Genomic DNA, 14,571 nt, shown 5'->3' on the forward strand with positions numbered 1-14,571 from the left:
AGGATTAGCGCCTAACGCAAACTAAAAACGTCCCAGCTGACCAGCCGGGACGTTTCTGTATCTAAGCATTAGATAGCCATTGCTAAGCTATTCGATGACCACGCGCTTGGTGATGATGGAGGCTCCAGCTTGCAGGCGTAGGGTATAAACCCCAGTTGCCAGTCCAGTGGTAGATACCGTGAAGTGCGCGCCGCTGGCGGGCAAGGCCGCTGACTGCTGGCGCACCACTTGACCTAGGGCATTGAGTAGCTCGGCCTCTACCCGGTTGGCGGTGGGCACAGCTGGCACCTCTACCGTGAAGCTCACGCGGGCTGGATTGGGGTAAACGGCCACTTGCGCGGGTACTAAAGGAGCTTGGGTGGCTAGCGTGGCTGCTGGGCGCAGCACCAGGGCAAAGCGCCCGCGACCCGCCGTGGCAGTAGCCAGCGTGAAGCTGTAGCGTGTGCCGGCAGTTAGCACCTGCTGAGTGCCAGTGTCGGCATCGCGCAAGTACAGCGTCGCGGCGCCGAAGTTGGCAAGGTCAGCTACTTCAAAAGTGAAGCTGCCAGCGGCAGGTGCGGCCAGCGCTAGCGGTAGCACTACCTCGGTGGTGCCTGCTAGCGTGGGCAGGCCTTGGATGGCCAGCGGCGTAGTACCGGCCAGCAAAGCCAAGTTCAGGCCCGTAGAATTGGGAAGCTTTACTGCGTCGTATTCGGAATCGACTCCGGCCGTGGCGCCAGCCTCTACATAGAGGTAGGCATCGTCGCTGCGGCCCGCGCCCGCCACGCGCAACTGTAGCTGTGGGCGCAGGTCGGCGGTGAGGCGGCCCACCGGATTTTGGCTGCCGAAGGTGGTGACGCGGTTGGCGTTGGTGAGGTTGACGGCGCCACTGGTACCGGGCGTCGATACGCGCACAAAGTAGCCCGAGCCAGCCTCAATTTGGGTAGCCAGACCCCCTATGTTATTTACGGAGGTGCGGTAAGTACCTGCGTATTGCCCAGTGCTTTGGAAAACATACATGGCCGCATCCATGCCAGGGCGTTGGGCGGGTGTGACAGTGCTCCAATCGAGCGGCGAGGGGTAGGGGTTACCTAGGAGCTGCCAACCAGCATCAGCACTGGTGCCGCGGGTGAGCGGGCCTGAGTTTTGATTGCCCGTATTAAATGTGCCCGTGAAGCGTACTGGGGTGCCGGTAGCTGGCGCATTCACGGTATAGCCCCTGTTGGGCTGCATGTTTTCGGTAAGGTCGGCGGGGGAAAACCAGCCCTTATCAAAGTCGCTGTAGTTGGACGTGACGCTAGTAATGCGGCTTTCATCGTAGCCAAACACAGTAGGAAAGGGCGTGCTCGTGCTTGGTGTGGCGCTGGTGTTGTAGGCCGAATTCACGACCGGTACTGTGCCGCTCGTGCGTAGGCTGTCAAACGGTACCGCGGCCACTGGCGAGCTGAGGTGACGGTAGCCGGGCCCGGTGGCGCCGCCCGTGAGGGCACGCTGCATGGCGGCAGTGGCCCCGTTCACAACGCCACCCGAGTTATCGACGAGGGCGGTGCCTGTGTTCGACGAACGCAGCAGCAGGCGGCGGCTGTTCAGCGTCAGGTTGCCGCTTTGCAGCCGTACTACTTGCGCTACGTTCACGGGGTTAGTGAGCGCAAGACCCGCGCTATTATTAACGGTGAGGCTGCGCACGTTGCGCGGGAGCAGCGTGCCCGTTGCCTGGGCGCCCACGCCCGCAAACACGTAGTTGGCGTCGGGGCTGAACGAAGGGGCCGTTAAGTTGAAAAAGAAGCCTCCAGAGCCATTGTTCGTGATACCGACGTTGTTGGTCTCGATAAGCGTAGCGCCGGCTTGCAGCACGAAGCTGCCCGGGCCCTGCACGTAGTAGCTAATGGCATCGGTGCGCACCGAGCCGCCATCTTGTACGGTCATAGTGCCGTACACCACTAGGTTGCCGCTAAGTGAGGCGGCGCCGGTGCCCGTCACGGTAACATTATTGTAGTAGCCACTCACTGCCTGCGGCGTACTGACGACTAGGTCGGTGAGGGCGACAACGCACAGGCTGAACGTACCTGTGCCTGCCTGGCCATTATAGGGGAAATAGCGCACGTAGTACGTGTTGCCTGCCACCAAGCCATTGAGTGTTAATGACTCGCTGCCGTTGGTGCCTATTAGGTCGGCGCACCCTAGGCTGCTAAGGCTGCCGCAGCTACCGCTAAATACTTCTAGCACACCATCGAAGCCACTAGCGGCCGTAATGCCGTAGGGGCCGGCGCCGGCCACAAAGCTGTACCACACATCATTGGCTGAAGAGCTGAGGGCCCCGCTGCAAATGCTAGCCGGCTGCGACTCGGTAGCCCCGAGCACGCTGCCGTTGATAGGAGCACAAGTAGCGCCAGGCGTAATACCTAGGGCAGTGGCGCACTCGTCGTTGACGGGCCGCGTGGTGAAGGTCAGCGTTTCGGTGCTGGTGAGGCCTAGGCTGGTGCAGTTGCTGCGGATGCTCACCGTGTAAGTAGTGCCAGCCGCGAGACCAGTAAGGGTGAGGGGCGAAGCCGTTATCGTCTGGGTAGGGGTGGCCGGCGAAGTCGTGACGGTGTAGTCGGCCGGGCCCGAAGTGCTGGCCGAGAAAGTAATGGTAGCCGAGGTAGCGGTGGCCGTCGTCAGCTGGAGGTTGGTAGCTGGGTTGCACACCGGCGGCGAGAGCGTGCTGAAGGCAATAACCGTAGCATCAGAGAGCCCGTTGGCCCCGCAAGTGCCTTGGATATAAACCTTGTAGTTGGTGCCGGGGGTGAGGCCCGTGAGGTCGGCTGAAGGGCTGGTTACGGTCTGGATAGTAGTAGCCGGCTCGGTGCGAATGGTGTAGCTGTCGGCCCCGCTGGCTGTGAAGCTCACGCTGGCCGTGGTGCGGGTAATGCTGCTAACGGCCGGGCTAAAGGGTGCAGCGCAGGCCGTGCTGGTAGTAATGGTAAAGTCGTTATTCGAAATATCAAAAAAGTAATTATCGGCGGCCTCCACCATAATGCGGGCTGTAGTAGTCGCCACATTGGGCAGTGTCACGGCCTCGGTACCATCGTTGGCGGTGCCGCTCAGTAGCAGAGTAGGATAGGTGAGACCTCCATCGGTGCTGAGGCGGATATTGACGCTAGCGCAGTTCACGCCGTTTGCCGTGGTGCCGGCCACGTCCCAGGTAATGGTTTGGCTGCTGCCGCCATCCAAGCTGAGGCCAGCCGCGTTGGGGGCCGTTACCAAGAAGGGGCCGGCCGCGCTGGTGCTGCTCAGCGTTACGTTGGTGCTGCTGTTTACGCCCCCGATAATGCCTTGGCTACCGTTGTTCTGGTCGCGCACTGTCACGCGGAAAGTCAGCGCGCGCGACACCGTGGGCAGGCGCTCGCCGATGTCGGTGGTGCCGGCTACTAGGTTGCTCAGGCGCGGAAAATAGCGCGTGGGGTCAACGCTAGGGTTGAAAGAGCGAAACAGCGGAATAGCCGACCCAGCCACCTGTGCGGCCGTGGGCGAGCCGCCCGTTGCTACCCGGTCATACTGCTCCCAGCAGTAGGTAAGGGCATCGTTGTCGGGGTCAAAAGCATTGGCCGTGAGCTTGAACGGCGTGCCGATGGGGAGCACCTTGCCGCTGACTGGCAGCGTAAGCCGGGGTGGGGCATTGCCGGTGGCCGCCGTTACGGCGCAGCTAGTGGTAGCTAGGTAGGCCTGAATTTCTTCGTAGCTAACGACGTGGAAGTATGGGTCTGAATTGGGCTGTAGATTGTTGGCCACTCTGCAAATGCCAGCGTAGGCCATGATGGTCGAGCCCGAGCCGGGTTCGTAGGCCGTCGAAGCATTGCGGTTGCCGTTGCAACTGCCGCTACCATCGCCATTGCTATTGAATGTGTGGTTGCCGCCAAACTGGTGCCCCATCTCGTGGGCGACGTAGTCGATGTCAAAGGCATCGGTGACTGGGCTCGAACTGCCTGTGACGCCCCGAGCCTTGCTGCCATTGCGGCACACTACCCCTAGGCCAGCTACGCCACCCCCCCCAGTGCTGAACACGTGACCAATATCGTAACCAGCCGCGCCGATAATGTTATCTACGTTGGTTTGGTTTTCGCCCAGCATTGCGCTGCCGTTGTCGTTCGTGTAGGGGTCGGAGGCGGCGTCGGTATATATAAGGTCGGTGGTGCCACCTACCAGCAGCAGACGCACGGCCAGTTCTTTCTCGTACACGCCCACCACGCGGTTTACTGAAGTGACCATGGCCGCAAATGCCGCCGCTACCGTGCCGCCCTGAAAGGTGGTGTACTCGCCAGTAGCTGCCAGCGCCAGACGGTAGGTGCGCAGCACTGGGCCGCTAGTGCGCAGGCCCGCGCCAGCGGGGGTCGCGTCGCGGCGGGACTCGCCCTCATTGTCTTTCACCTGGCAGTCGAAGCTGCGGCCTGGCATGGCGCGTCGCCAAAAGCTGAGGTAGTGCTGGATATCGGCCTTGGCAGCAGGGTCGATAAAGAAATCGCCAGTTTTGCTGGATAGCACTTGGGCGTGAAAGCCGCGCGGCGTTAGGTCGAGCCGCACCGTAGCGTGGGTGTCGTCGAGGCCTACGCCCACGTAGGTTTTGATAGTTGGAAACTTTGCTGCCAGTTCGGGCGCCATTACCGGCGACTCGCGCACGGCAAAGCGAGCGTTGGTGCCGTCGGGCAAAGGGAGGCTTATTACCAAGGGCTTAGTGGCGCTACCCTTACTTTCGAGCGGTGCTGTGGCCAGTGCCGTGCGTAGGCCCGGTTCATTCAGGGTAAGGGCTCGCGAGGCTGTTAGTGCAGCAGCCGTGGGCGAGCTAGCGGCTACGCGCCGCGCCGCCGCATCGTCAGTAAAAAAGCTTATCGGTCCAGGGCCTTGCTGCGCGTGGGCCCCAAAGGCGAGCAGCAGGCCTAAGGCGCCGAGCAGCAGCTGAGGCAGGCGCAAGGCAGCCATATGGCGCCTAGCATAAGCAGCTAGTAAGCGTAGGTAATGATGCAGCATAAAATGAACAGGAAAAATTTGTATTAATAAATGATTCGCTAGGGCAAATACTGTCAAATCTACGGCTTATACTTGTTATCTGCTTGTGTTGAGCTTGTAAAATTCCGTGAATGTGCGGTTTGATTTTGCTGAAAATAAAACGGCTACCTAGGTCACCGCTATAGCTTTTTACACTATAGCTGGTTAGCCTAAGTAGCCGTCGAGTCTATTCGTTGCCGATTGGCGTTGGCAAGCTGCGCCGCCGCTTGCTTCTACCTAGCGGCCTCTGATTTGGTCAAGAAGATTGGTTTTGCGCTTGATGAACACATAGCGAATAGAAAATGCGGTGGGGAAGCGGGCGTAGTCGTCGCTATTGATTTCGTAGCTGGGCTTGAAGTCGAAGCTGAGCGCGATAGGTAAGAACGCCACCTTATACTCCACGCCCACTATACCGTCGAAGCCGCCAAAATTGCCCGAGTCCTTGTTGTGCCCTAGGTGGCCGCCCGCGCCAAAGTAGTAGTTGAGGCTTGGCCCTAAAATGCCGAAATGATACTCACCCAGCACTGTGCCGCTGTACTCGCGCTCGCGCAGCCCGGCAATGCCTTCGATGGTGACGCGCGAAGCCACCCGCTGCTGCACCGTGATGCCATAGTTGCCCCCTCCGAGGCGTACGCCAGCAGCGGTATTGTATTTCTGGGCGGTGGCCGAATGAGCCGCCAGTAGGCTCAGCAACCCGCTAAGCCCTAAAAAGCGTAAGTGCATAGAAAGAAAGAAAAAACTGCCTTGCCGTAGTTTTGGCAAGTACGGTGCCAACGTCGTGCCGCCGCTCCTAGTGTCTATTTCTACGGAGCTCGCATCCAGCTAACGTATAAGATTACGGCTTTTGCGGGTTTTATTCGGAGCCCAGCACGTGTTAGCCGGAACTTTGTATTGATATTCTACCACCCACTACCCACTGCGTGTACTTGCATCACGTGGCTGCCTACTTGCCGGCGGCCGTTGTTACCAACGAACATTTTACCCGTCTCAACGGGTTGGCCTCCGACTGGATAATCGAGCGCACCGGCATCCGGGAGCGCCGTAAGGCGGGCCCTGGCGAAAACGCCAATACCATGGGCGTAGCCGCCACCCGCGCCCTGCTAGCCGAGCTGCCAGCCTTCGACCCGGCCGGTATCGACCTCATCGTGGCGGGCACCTACACGCCCCACGACACCATCTATACCGCCGCGCATGCTGTGCAGCGCGATTTGAATATCAATGAGATACCTACGATAAGCATTTCGTCGGCCTGCTCATCGCTGCTCAATGCCGTCGAGATTGTGGAAGGGTATTTTGCCCTAGGTAAGGCTAGCCAAGCGCTAGTGGTAGTAACCGAGCACAACACGGCTTACAACAACGAGGAAGACACCATTGCAGGCCACCTCTGGGGCGACGGCGCAGCGGCATTGCTCTTCACCAAAGAGCGCCTAGCCCCCGGCGACTTGCACGTGGTGCAAGTAATGACTGGCGGCGCCGCCCCCGTGGGCAAAGCCGACGAGGCCGTCACGCTCAAGCCGGTTGAGAAAGGTATCGTAATGCCCTTCGGGCGCGATGTTTTTCAGCAGGCGTGCACCTACATGACGCGCATTACCCAGCAATTGCTCGATAAAAACAACCTAACCGTAGACCAACTCACCTACCTAATACCGCACCAAGCCAACCTGCGCATCTCGGCCAACGTGGTAAAGCAGCTCGGCCTTGACCCCGCCCGCGCCGTCAACAATATCGACCGCCTAGGCAACACGGGCTGCGCCGGCTCGGCCATCGGTGTGGCCGAGGTGTGGAGCACCCTCAAGGAAGGCGATAAGCTAATTGTGACGGTATTTGGGGGCGGCTACTCCTACGGCGCCATGCTGCTGGAAAAGGCAGCTGCGAGCTGAGTAGGTGTGGCGTACGAGTAGCATAGCTCGATTCAATTAATTTATAGCTCACCTGCATGCTACCGCCTGCCGCCGCTTTTCTGCCCGAAATCACGTTTCAAACCAGCCGAGCCAGCGGGCCGGGCGGGCAAAATGTGAACAAGGTAGAAAGCCGGGTAGAGCTGCGCTGGCACTTGCAAAACTCGCAGGTGTTAAGCGAAGAGCAGAAGCAACTGATACTGGAAAAGCTGGCCGGCCAGCTTACCACCGAGGGCTACCTGTTGGTAGTGGCCCAAGACGACCGCAGCCAGCTGCGCAATAAGGAAATTGCGCTAACTCGCTTTCGGGAGCTGCTGCAAAAAAGCCTACGCCGCCCCAAACCGCGCCGCGCCACCCGGCCCAGCGCTGGGGCCGTGCGCCAGCGCCTAGAAAGCAAAAAGCGTCAGGGCGAAAAGAAGGCTAACCGCCGGCGATTCGATTAGCGGGCGCTACTCAACTCCACACTAGTGGTGGGTGTAGTAGTCGGCCGCCATAGCAGCACCAGCAAGCCGACCACCGGCAGCAGTGAGGCCAGAAAATCGAGCAGCAGGCGACCTAGGCGGTATGTGCCCGGCCCCCCGCCAGCGCGCCCTAGGGCCAGCAACAGCAAGCAAACCGCCCCGATACCCGCGTAGCAAAGCCACGCCTGCCGCCAAGCGCGTGCAGGCAAAAGCAGCCATAGGCCCAAAAGGCTGATAATAAGAAACAGCCCCAGAAAAGCTGCGCCCACCGGCAATGCCAAGTGGCTAACACCCGCTGGCACATCGGCGGCCGAGGCACCGGGCACCTGATGCAGCCAGGCCGGACCTGTAATCAGCAGCGCGGCCCAGCCCCTACTCAGGGCCGCCACCACATTGCTTTGGAAAGCGCTGACCAGGGCGAGCACCACAAGCAAGGCCACGCCAGCAGCCACCCGCGCCGTAAGCCACGAGCGCGTAGCTGGCGCCGCTGTAGCGAGCGAAGCTTTAGCTGGCGCCACTGCCGCCGATTGGCGCGTCCAGAGGAGCCACAGGCCACCTAGGGCTGCGTAGGCTACCGCGCTAAAGGCGTAGTGGTGGTCAAAGTCAAAGGTCTCGGGTGAATAGCGATGGTTGAGCGCCAGCGCCACAATGCGGATAACGTTGAGCAGCCACAGCGCGGCAATACCTAGCGGTATAAACCATAGCCGCCGCTTCGTGGGGCCTGGGTAAGCCAGCACGAAGCCCGCCAGCAAAGCGTATAGCACTAGGCCATCGCAGGGCGCGCCCACTACCACCGTCGGCTGGCCGTTTAGTAGCAGTAGCGTAGGAATATTGGTCGCTACGCTGGCTTGCCAGCCCATAGCTTGCAGGCCCCACACGCTGCCGGCTGCCAGCTGGCGGCACAGCAGGGCATCAAATGGGCTGTTGACCCCTAGGCCGTAGGCCGAGCCAATAACCCATAGCAACAAAAAGCCACCGCTTACCAAGCCAAAGCGCCAGAGTTGGCGCGTGCCCGGCGCCATAGCAGAAGAAAAAACAGCGGTAGAGGGTGCAGCCATGCAACACTAACTAAGGTCAGCCTAAAAGTACAGCCCCCGCACCAAAGCTGCCAGAGCGGCTTCGGTGCGGGGGCTGCCAGAGCAATACCTAGAAAGTAGCTACTTACAGCAGCGTGCCGCGCAGCATTACTAGGGCTACGGTGAAGTAGATAATCAGCCCCGTCACGTCGACCAGTGTAGCTACAAAAGGTGCCGACGACGTGGCCGGGTCGAGGCCCAGGCGGCGCAGTATGAGCGGCAGCATCGAGCCGGCAATGCTGCCCCACAGCACGATGCCTACCAGCGCCACGCCTACCGTGAGCGCCACTAGCAGCCAGTGCGGGCCGTATATCGGGCTGATGGTCTGCCAGATGGCGATGCGTCCGAAGCCCACCAAGCCCAGAATTAGCCCTAGCATGATGCCGCCCGCTAGCTCGCGGCGCAGCACGCGCCACCATTCGCCCAGGGTGAATTCACCTAGGGCCATAGCTCGAATGATGAGCGAGGTGGCTTGCGAACCCGAGTTGCCACCCGAGCTGATAATCAAGGGGATGAACTGCACTAGTACAATGGCTTTTTGCAACTCGCCTTCGAAGAACTGCATAGCTGAGGCCGTCAGCAACTCGCCCAAGAATAGCACCACTAGCCAGCCGGCGCGCTTCTGCACTAGCCGCATCAGCGGCGTAGTCATATAGGGCTCGTCTAGGGCCTCCGAGCCCCCGAACTTCTGAATGTCCTCAGTGTCTTCTTCCTCCCGAATATTCAGAATATCATCCAGCGTCACGATACCTAGGAGAATGCCTTGGTCGGCGCTGACCACGGGCAATGCGCCACGGTCGTTGCGCCGAAACACGTCGATGGCCTCTTCCTGGTCTTGGTCCACGGTGAGCTGCACGAAGCGGTGGTCCATGAGGTCGCGCACCCGCGTGGCGGGGTTGGCCAGTAAAAACTCCCGGATGCGAATGTCGTCGATGAGTACGCCGCGGGCATCGGTTACGTAGAGCACGTTCAGCGTTTCGCTTTGCCCGCCGTGCTGGCGTACGTAGTCGAGCGCCTGCTGAATGGTCCAGTTCTCGCGGATGGCGATGTAGTCGGGAGTCATCAGGCGGCCCACCGAGTACTCGGGGTAGCCCAGCAGCTGCAAGGTCACGCGGCGCTCGGGCTCCGAGAGGTTTTGCACCAGCTCGGCCACAAAGTTGGCGGGCAGGTACTCTAGCAGCGCCGTGCGGTCATCGGGCGACATCTCGTTGAGGATGTCCGTAATCTTATCCTGGGCTAGGTTGTCCAGGAAGTGGCGTTGTATCTCTAGGTCGAGGTACTCAAATACTTCGGTGGCCAACTGCAGCGGAAGTAACCGAAAAATAATAAGCTGCTCGCGCTCGTCCTCGTTTTCAATCAGCTCGACCAGCTCGGCAGGCTGAAAAGAACGTAGTAGCTTTTTCAGCTTAAAAAATTCGCCCTCCTGGATTAGCGACGTAATATGGTCCACGGTTTCGGGCGAGGTCATAGGCAGGGCGTAAAAACCGAAAAATGTCGGTAGGGATGAGTGTTTCGCTAGGCAAGAGTTGGGGCGCCCGGCAAAATTACGGCCCAGTTACGTTGTAAGACACGGCCTAGGTGGCAATTTTGGCGTACTTCGTCTCTGCAACACTCCCTTCCGCTGCTTTGACTCCCGTTTCTGTGCCTTCTGCTGCTGCCGCGCCCCAAGGAACTATCGTGCTGCTGGGCGGTGGCTACGACGACCCCACGCTGGCCTTACTGGCCGGCCTGCTGACCGACCGCCACGCGCCCATCGAGATACTAACCACCGCCACGGCCCACGAGCCGGCTGCCACGCATGCCGCCTACGCCCGCGTGCTAGGCACCCTAGGGTGCCCCCACGTGGCGCACCTGCAGGTAGATAGCGAGCACCCCGCCGACACACCCGCCACCTTAGCGCGGCTACAAGCGGCCGCCTTAGTGTTCTTGACCGGCGGCAACCAAGAACGGCTGACCGAGTGCTTGGCCGGCACGCAGTTCCTAGAGATTTTGCGCCAGCGCTACCAGCACGAGGCGGGCTTTTTGCTGGCGGGCACTAGCGCTGGTGCCTCGGCCCTAGGCGGACAAATGCTAGTGGCCGGCCGCGGCTGGCGCAGCCTACTGGGCGGCGGCATTGAGGTAATACCAGGCCTAGGGCTGCTACCTAATTTGCTCATTGACCAACACTTCATCGAGCGCGAGCGCTACCCGCGCTTGCTGCACGCCGTATTGGCTCACCCCCACCTGCTGGGCCTGGGCTTGAGCGAGGAAACTGGCCTGCTCTTGCACCCCGGTCGCCCCGCCGAAGTGTTTGGTACCGAAGTAGTGATAGTAGTGGATGCCCACCACGTAACGGCAAACAACGTGGCCACGCTGCCCAAAGGCCGCCCCCTAGGTGCCCGCGGCCTCACCGTAGACCTACTAGTGGCCGGCGACACCTTATCAGTGAGTAATGAGCAGCTAACGGCAGAATAAGAATACTGCAACCAACGGCTCATTGCTCCCTACTAATTGCGCATTGAGAAAAAGCTGGGCACCAAATAGGGATATATTTGCGTTGGGCTGCCGAATAAGCTTAGGATAATGCCGTTACTCCGTTTTGGGCCGCGTCTGGCCGTATTGTTTGTCCTGCTGCTGGCTGGGGCCTGCATGCGCAAAACCGTATCGTTCAACTCCAAACTCGACCAGCCGCTGCTAGCCGGAGCCGCTGCGCCCGGCGATACCCTCACCACGACTGGCAAGAAGAACCCCAAGCTGAGCATCGCGGGCCGCAAGGCCGTGCTGACTAAAGAAGAGGAACGCGCCGCCAAAGAGTCGGAAAAAGCCGCCCAACGTAAGGACAAGGCGCCCAAGAAGAAAAAGCTTTTTCTGGGCGAGCGCATCAAGAAGGGCTTCTACAAGACGGGCACCGGCAAAAGCCAGGAAATCGTCATCTTCTACTACCTCAAGAACTTCAAGCAGCCTAGCGCAATGGCGCCGGCGGCCTACTACTACAACCCGCGCAAGCACAAAATATTCGCTGCCAACGGCGAGCTTGACCCCAGCGCCGACAAAGTGCTGCACGGCCCGTTCAAGCGGATGCGCAATAACCAGGTCATTGAGTCGGGCTATTACGCCCTAGGTACCAAGCACCTGCGCTGGGAGCGCTACGACGCCAAGGGCAATCTCACGGCCAAGTCGCACTTCGAGATGGGCTTTCCGCGCGATGCCAACATCAGCTACTACGATGGCGGCAACACTATGATAAAGGAGGTGGTACCCTACGTAAATGGCAAGCTAGAAGGTGACTACGTGAAGTATACCGCCGATGGTAAGCGCGAGTGGAGCGGCCACTTCGAAAACGGCCGCCGCGTGGGCGAGTGGACCAACTACTGGGACTACAAAGGCTACCGCCACTACGTGTTTCAATACGGCGAAACGGGCTACGAGCCCGAAGTGGCCGAGCCCGAACTCATCCGAGAATATAGCCACGGTGGCTCGCCTATTTACGACAAGGAGAAAAACCTCGACAAGCGCGGCGAGGCCGACCCCGACGCCACCAAAAACGACCCGCGCCGCCCTGGCAGCCACGGCCCGCCCGCCCAGCGCGCACCCGTGCGCAAGGCCCAGGAGCGTCGCCCTGGCTACCACCCTAAGGCGCCCGTAGCCACGCCGCCCGCCGTGCCCGCCTCGCCGACTACGCCCGTTCCCTAGGTTGTTGAGGTTCAAAGCGTTCGGGTAATAGCAAAAAGGTCATGCAGCGCGTAGCGAAGCATGACCTTTTTAGTTTGCCTTTCTGAAGGAAGCAGCTTAAAGCGCTTTATAGCAGCATTGTGGATGTACATAGCGCTTGCCTAGGTGCCAAATGAAATGCGGGTAAAGGGAGAGAGGTAGTAGCCAAAGCCTACCAGTGCCATTGCACCAATAAGCTAACCTGAAGGAGATTCTTGCGTTGTAGCTCCTCGGTAATACTCACTTTCCCTCTCTATGTCTGACAAACCAACCATCTTCCCGCCCCAAAAGCAGGATGCCGGCGCCGGCCACCCCGGCCTCGAATCAAAAATGACGCCCGAGCCCGAGCACATCCGTGAAGGCTACAAAGGCGCCGATAAGCTACTCAATAAGATTGCCCTCATCACGGGCGGCGACTCGGGTATTGGCCGGGCTGTAGCGGTGCACTTCGCCCGCGAAGGAGCCAATGTGGCCATCGTGTACATGCCTAGCGAGCAGGAAGACGCTGAAAAAACCCAGCAGCTAGTGCAGGCCGAAGGCCGCCATTGCCTGCTACTGCCCGGCGACCTCAAAGTGCCCGCCTTCTGCGAAGAAATAGTGGAGCGCACCGTGGCCGAGTACGGCAAGCTCGACGTGCTCGTCAACAACGCCGCCGAGCAAAACTGGCACGACTCGCTCGAAGAAATCACCAATGAGGAGCTTGATAGCATCTTCAACCTCAACATTATCGCCATGTTCCGCATCACGCGCACGGCGCTGAAGCACTTGAAGGAAGGCGCGGCCATCATCAATACTACCTCGGTGAATGCCTACAAAGGCAACGAGCAACTGCTCGACTACACCTCTACCAAGGGCGCCATCGAGGCATTCACGCGAGCTTTGTCGCTGCAACTCGTGAAGAAGGGAATTCGGGTAAACTCGGTGGCACCCGGCCCCATCTGGACACCCTTCGTAACGGCCGCCGGCCTGCTCAAGCTGCCTTTCTTTGGCAAGGACGTGCCCATGGGCCGCGCCGGCCAGCCCTCCGAGGTAGCACCCGCCTACGTATTCTTGGCTTCGGAAGACGCCTCGTATTTCTCGGGCCAAACGCTGCACCCCAACGGTGGCTCGGTCGTAAACGCCTAGTACATACTTAGGTGCTAAGAAGTTTGGTTGCCAGTTCGTTAGTAACGGGCTGGCAACTTCGCTTACAGCCTGCCGTATGAGGCGCTATTGTGGCCTAAGGCCGCGCTTTCTTTCGACTGACTATTCTTTCCGATGAACACTAAGCTTCTCTTGGTAGCCGCTGCTGCAGCCTTTGCTACCGCCTCTTGCTCGCAAGAAAAGAAAACCGAGACCACCGAAACCACTGCCGTGCCCGGTGGCGAGCAAACCACTACCACCACGACCACGACAGTAGACACCCTTGCCTACCGCACCTCGGCCGATGCGCTAGCCAACCAAGTAGCCGCCGACTTGAAAGCCTCTGACGCGGCCATCAAAACCCGCCTCCAAAACGCGTACTACACCCGCGGCCGCGCCCTGCGCGACCTCGACACGCGCTACGCTACCGATACCACCGGCCGCTACGCTGCCCTGAAGGCTGTGAACGACCAGACCACCAGCGAGGTAAAAACCATCGTGGACCCGGCGCAATACAAGACTTACACTGCTAGCCAAGGCACGTACTATGAGGGCCCGTACACGGCTACGGTCGTGACGACGACTACCACCACCAAGCCTAGCCTAGGCGCCCGCGTGGGCCAGGGCTCAGGCATCAAGAAGCTGGAAAACGATGATGACGACCGCAAAGTGAAGTATAACAACGGCGCCAAAATCAAGCGGAGCGACGATGGCTCGGTAAAAATCAAGCGCGCTGACGGCACCAAAATCAAGATTGACGAGGATGGCAACAAGACGGTGAAAAAAGGCTTGTTCTAAGCCAGCCACTAGCCAAGCGCAGTTCTTACAAAAAAGACCCCTAGGTTAGCCTAGGGGTCTTTTTTGTAGAATGACGTAGCATCACGTCAGACTTAAAGCGTAGCTATTTTACTTAGCTCTAGGTAATAATAAGTGGTGCCGGCCGGCGATGAAGGAGCGGGCTGCCCCTGTCCGCGATAAATGCCGCTGAAGCGCACTTTGGTGCCTGCCGTTTTCAGGTAGCTGGGGAGGTCGCCGCACACCACGCCGATGTCTACCGAATCGTAGGTGCCGGGGATGGCTCGCCAGACCACGTATTGCTGGAGCACTTGGTCGAACCTAATAAGTCCTTCTAGGTCAGCTATCGGCTTGGCATAGCTGCTGGTAAGCGCGCAGGGCACGGAGGGTAGCTCAACGCCAGGGTCAGCATCCTTGGTGCAGCTGCTAGCGCTGAGCAACGAAGCACCTAGGAGATAGTAAAGCGTAGCATTTTTCATAAACTCAGAAGCAGGCTAGAACATACTTCTTTCTAGATGCTTGCCGGGC

At 59.5% G+C, this 14,571-nt stretch carries 11 protein-coding genes; 6 read left to right on the forward strand and 5 right to left on the reverse strand.

All coding sequences use genetic code 11. The annotated features are described in order from the left end of the window. Positions 1 to 87 precede the first annotated feature (87 nt). Together FNT36_RS11440 and FNT36_RS11445 are read right to left on the reverse strand one after the other, a co-directional pair. A complete protein-coding gene (locus FNT36_RS11440) occupies positions 88 to 4,935 on the reverse strand; it encodes a reprolysin-like metallopeptidase (RefSeq protein ID WP_144847669.1) in 4,848 nt (1,615 codons plus the stop codon). A gap of 303 nt (positions 4,936 to 5,238) precedes the next feature. After that, positions 5,239 to 5,724: a hypothetical protein gene (locus tag FNT36_RS11445; protein ID WP_144847671.1), complete on the reverse strand. Its 486-nt coding sequence runs from the start codon at positions 5,722 to 5,724 to the stop codon at positions 5,239 to 5,241. A 197-nt stretch (positions 5,725 to 5,921) separates the two neighbouring features. Here FNT36_RS11445 and FNT36_RS11450 point away from each other — a divergent pair, with 197 nt between their 5' ends. Beyond that, positions 5,922 to 6,881 carry a 3-oxoacyl-ACP synthase III family protein gene (locus tag FNT36_RS11450; protein ID WP_144847673.1) on the forward strand — a complete coding sequence of 320 codons (960 nt, stop codon included), beginning with the start codon at positions 5,922 to 5,924 and terminating at the stop codon, positions 6,879 to 6,881. Between the two features lie 56 nt (positions 6,882 to 6,937). Then, positions 6,938 to 7,342, forward strand: coding sequence for an alternative ribosome rescue aminoacyl-tRNA hydrolase ArfB (gene arfB / locus FNT36_RS11455; RefSeq protein ID WP_144847676.1), 405 nt, complete (start codon positions 6,938 to 6,940; stop codon positions 7,340 to 7,342). Here the strand turns inward: arfB and xrtX are convergent. Continuing rightward, on the reverse strand, positions 7,339 to 8,418 hold the full coding sequence (gene xrtX, locus FNT36_RS11460; RefSeq protein ID WP_233635849.1) for an exosortase X: 1,080 nt from the start codon (positions 8,416 to 8,418) through the stop codon (positions 7,339 to 7,341). The genes arfB and xrtX overlap by 4 nt on opposite strands. A gap of 103 nt (positions 8,419 to 8,521) precedes the next feature. After that, entirely contained in the window at positions 8,522 to 9,904 is a 1,383-nt protein-coding gene (mgtE, locus tag FNT36_RS11465) for a magnesium transporter (protein ID WP_144847678.1), read from the reverse strand. Positions 9,905 to 10,062: 158 nt separating this feature from the next. Between mgtE and FNT36_RS11470 the strand changes: the two genes are divergently transcribed. The 4 genes from FNT36_RS11470 to FNT36_RS11485 all read left to right on the forward strand — a co-directional run bounded on the left by FNT36_RS11470 (position 10,063) and on the right by FNT36_RS11485 (position 14,046). Beyond that, entirely contained in the window at positions 10,063 to 10,890 is an 828-nt protein-coding gene (locus tag FNT36_RS11470) for a cyanophycinase (protein WP_233635850.1), read from the forward strand. Positions 10,891 to 10,998: 108 nt separating this feature from the next. Then, positions 10,999 to 12,108, forward strand: a complete 1,110-nt coding sequence (locus tag FNT36_RS11475) for a toxin-antitoxin system YwqK family antitoxin (RefSeq protein ID WP_144847682.1) — start codon at positions 10,999 to 11,001, stop codon at positions 12,106 to 12,108. Positions 12,109 to 12,381: 273 nt separating this feature from the next. Further along, on the forward strand, positions 12,382 to 13,251 hold the full coding sequence (locus FNT36_RS11480) for an SDR family oxidoreductase (RefSeq protein WP_144847684.1): 870 nt from the start codon (positions 12,382 to 12,384) through the stop codon (positions 13,249 to 13,251). A gap of 132 nt (positions 13,252 to 13,383) precedes the next feature. Then, positions 13,384 to 14,046, forward strand: coding sequence for a hypothetical protein (locus FNT36_RS11485; protein ID WP_144847686.1), 663 nt, complete (start codon positions 13,384 to 13,386; stop codon positions 14,044 to 14,046). A 92-nt stretch (positions 14,047 to 14,138) separates the two neighbouring features. Here FNT36_RS11485 and FNT36_RS11490 read toward each other — a convergent pair whose 3' ends face one another. Continuing rightward, positions 14,139 to 14,522, reverse strand: a complete 384-nt coding sequence (locus FNT36_RS11490) for a hypothetical protein (protein ID WP_144847688.1) — start codon at positions 14,520 to 14,522, stop codon at positions 14,139 to 14,141. Between the last annotated feature and the right edge of the window lie 49 nt (positions 14,523 to 14,571).

The organism is Hymenobacter setariae, from assembly GCF_007713685.1.
GTDB lineage: Bacteria > Bacteroidota > Bacteroidia > Cytophagales > Hymenobacteraceae > Hymenobacter > Hymenobacter setariae.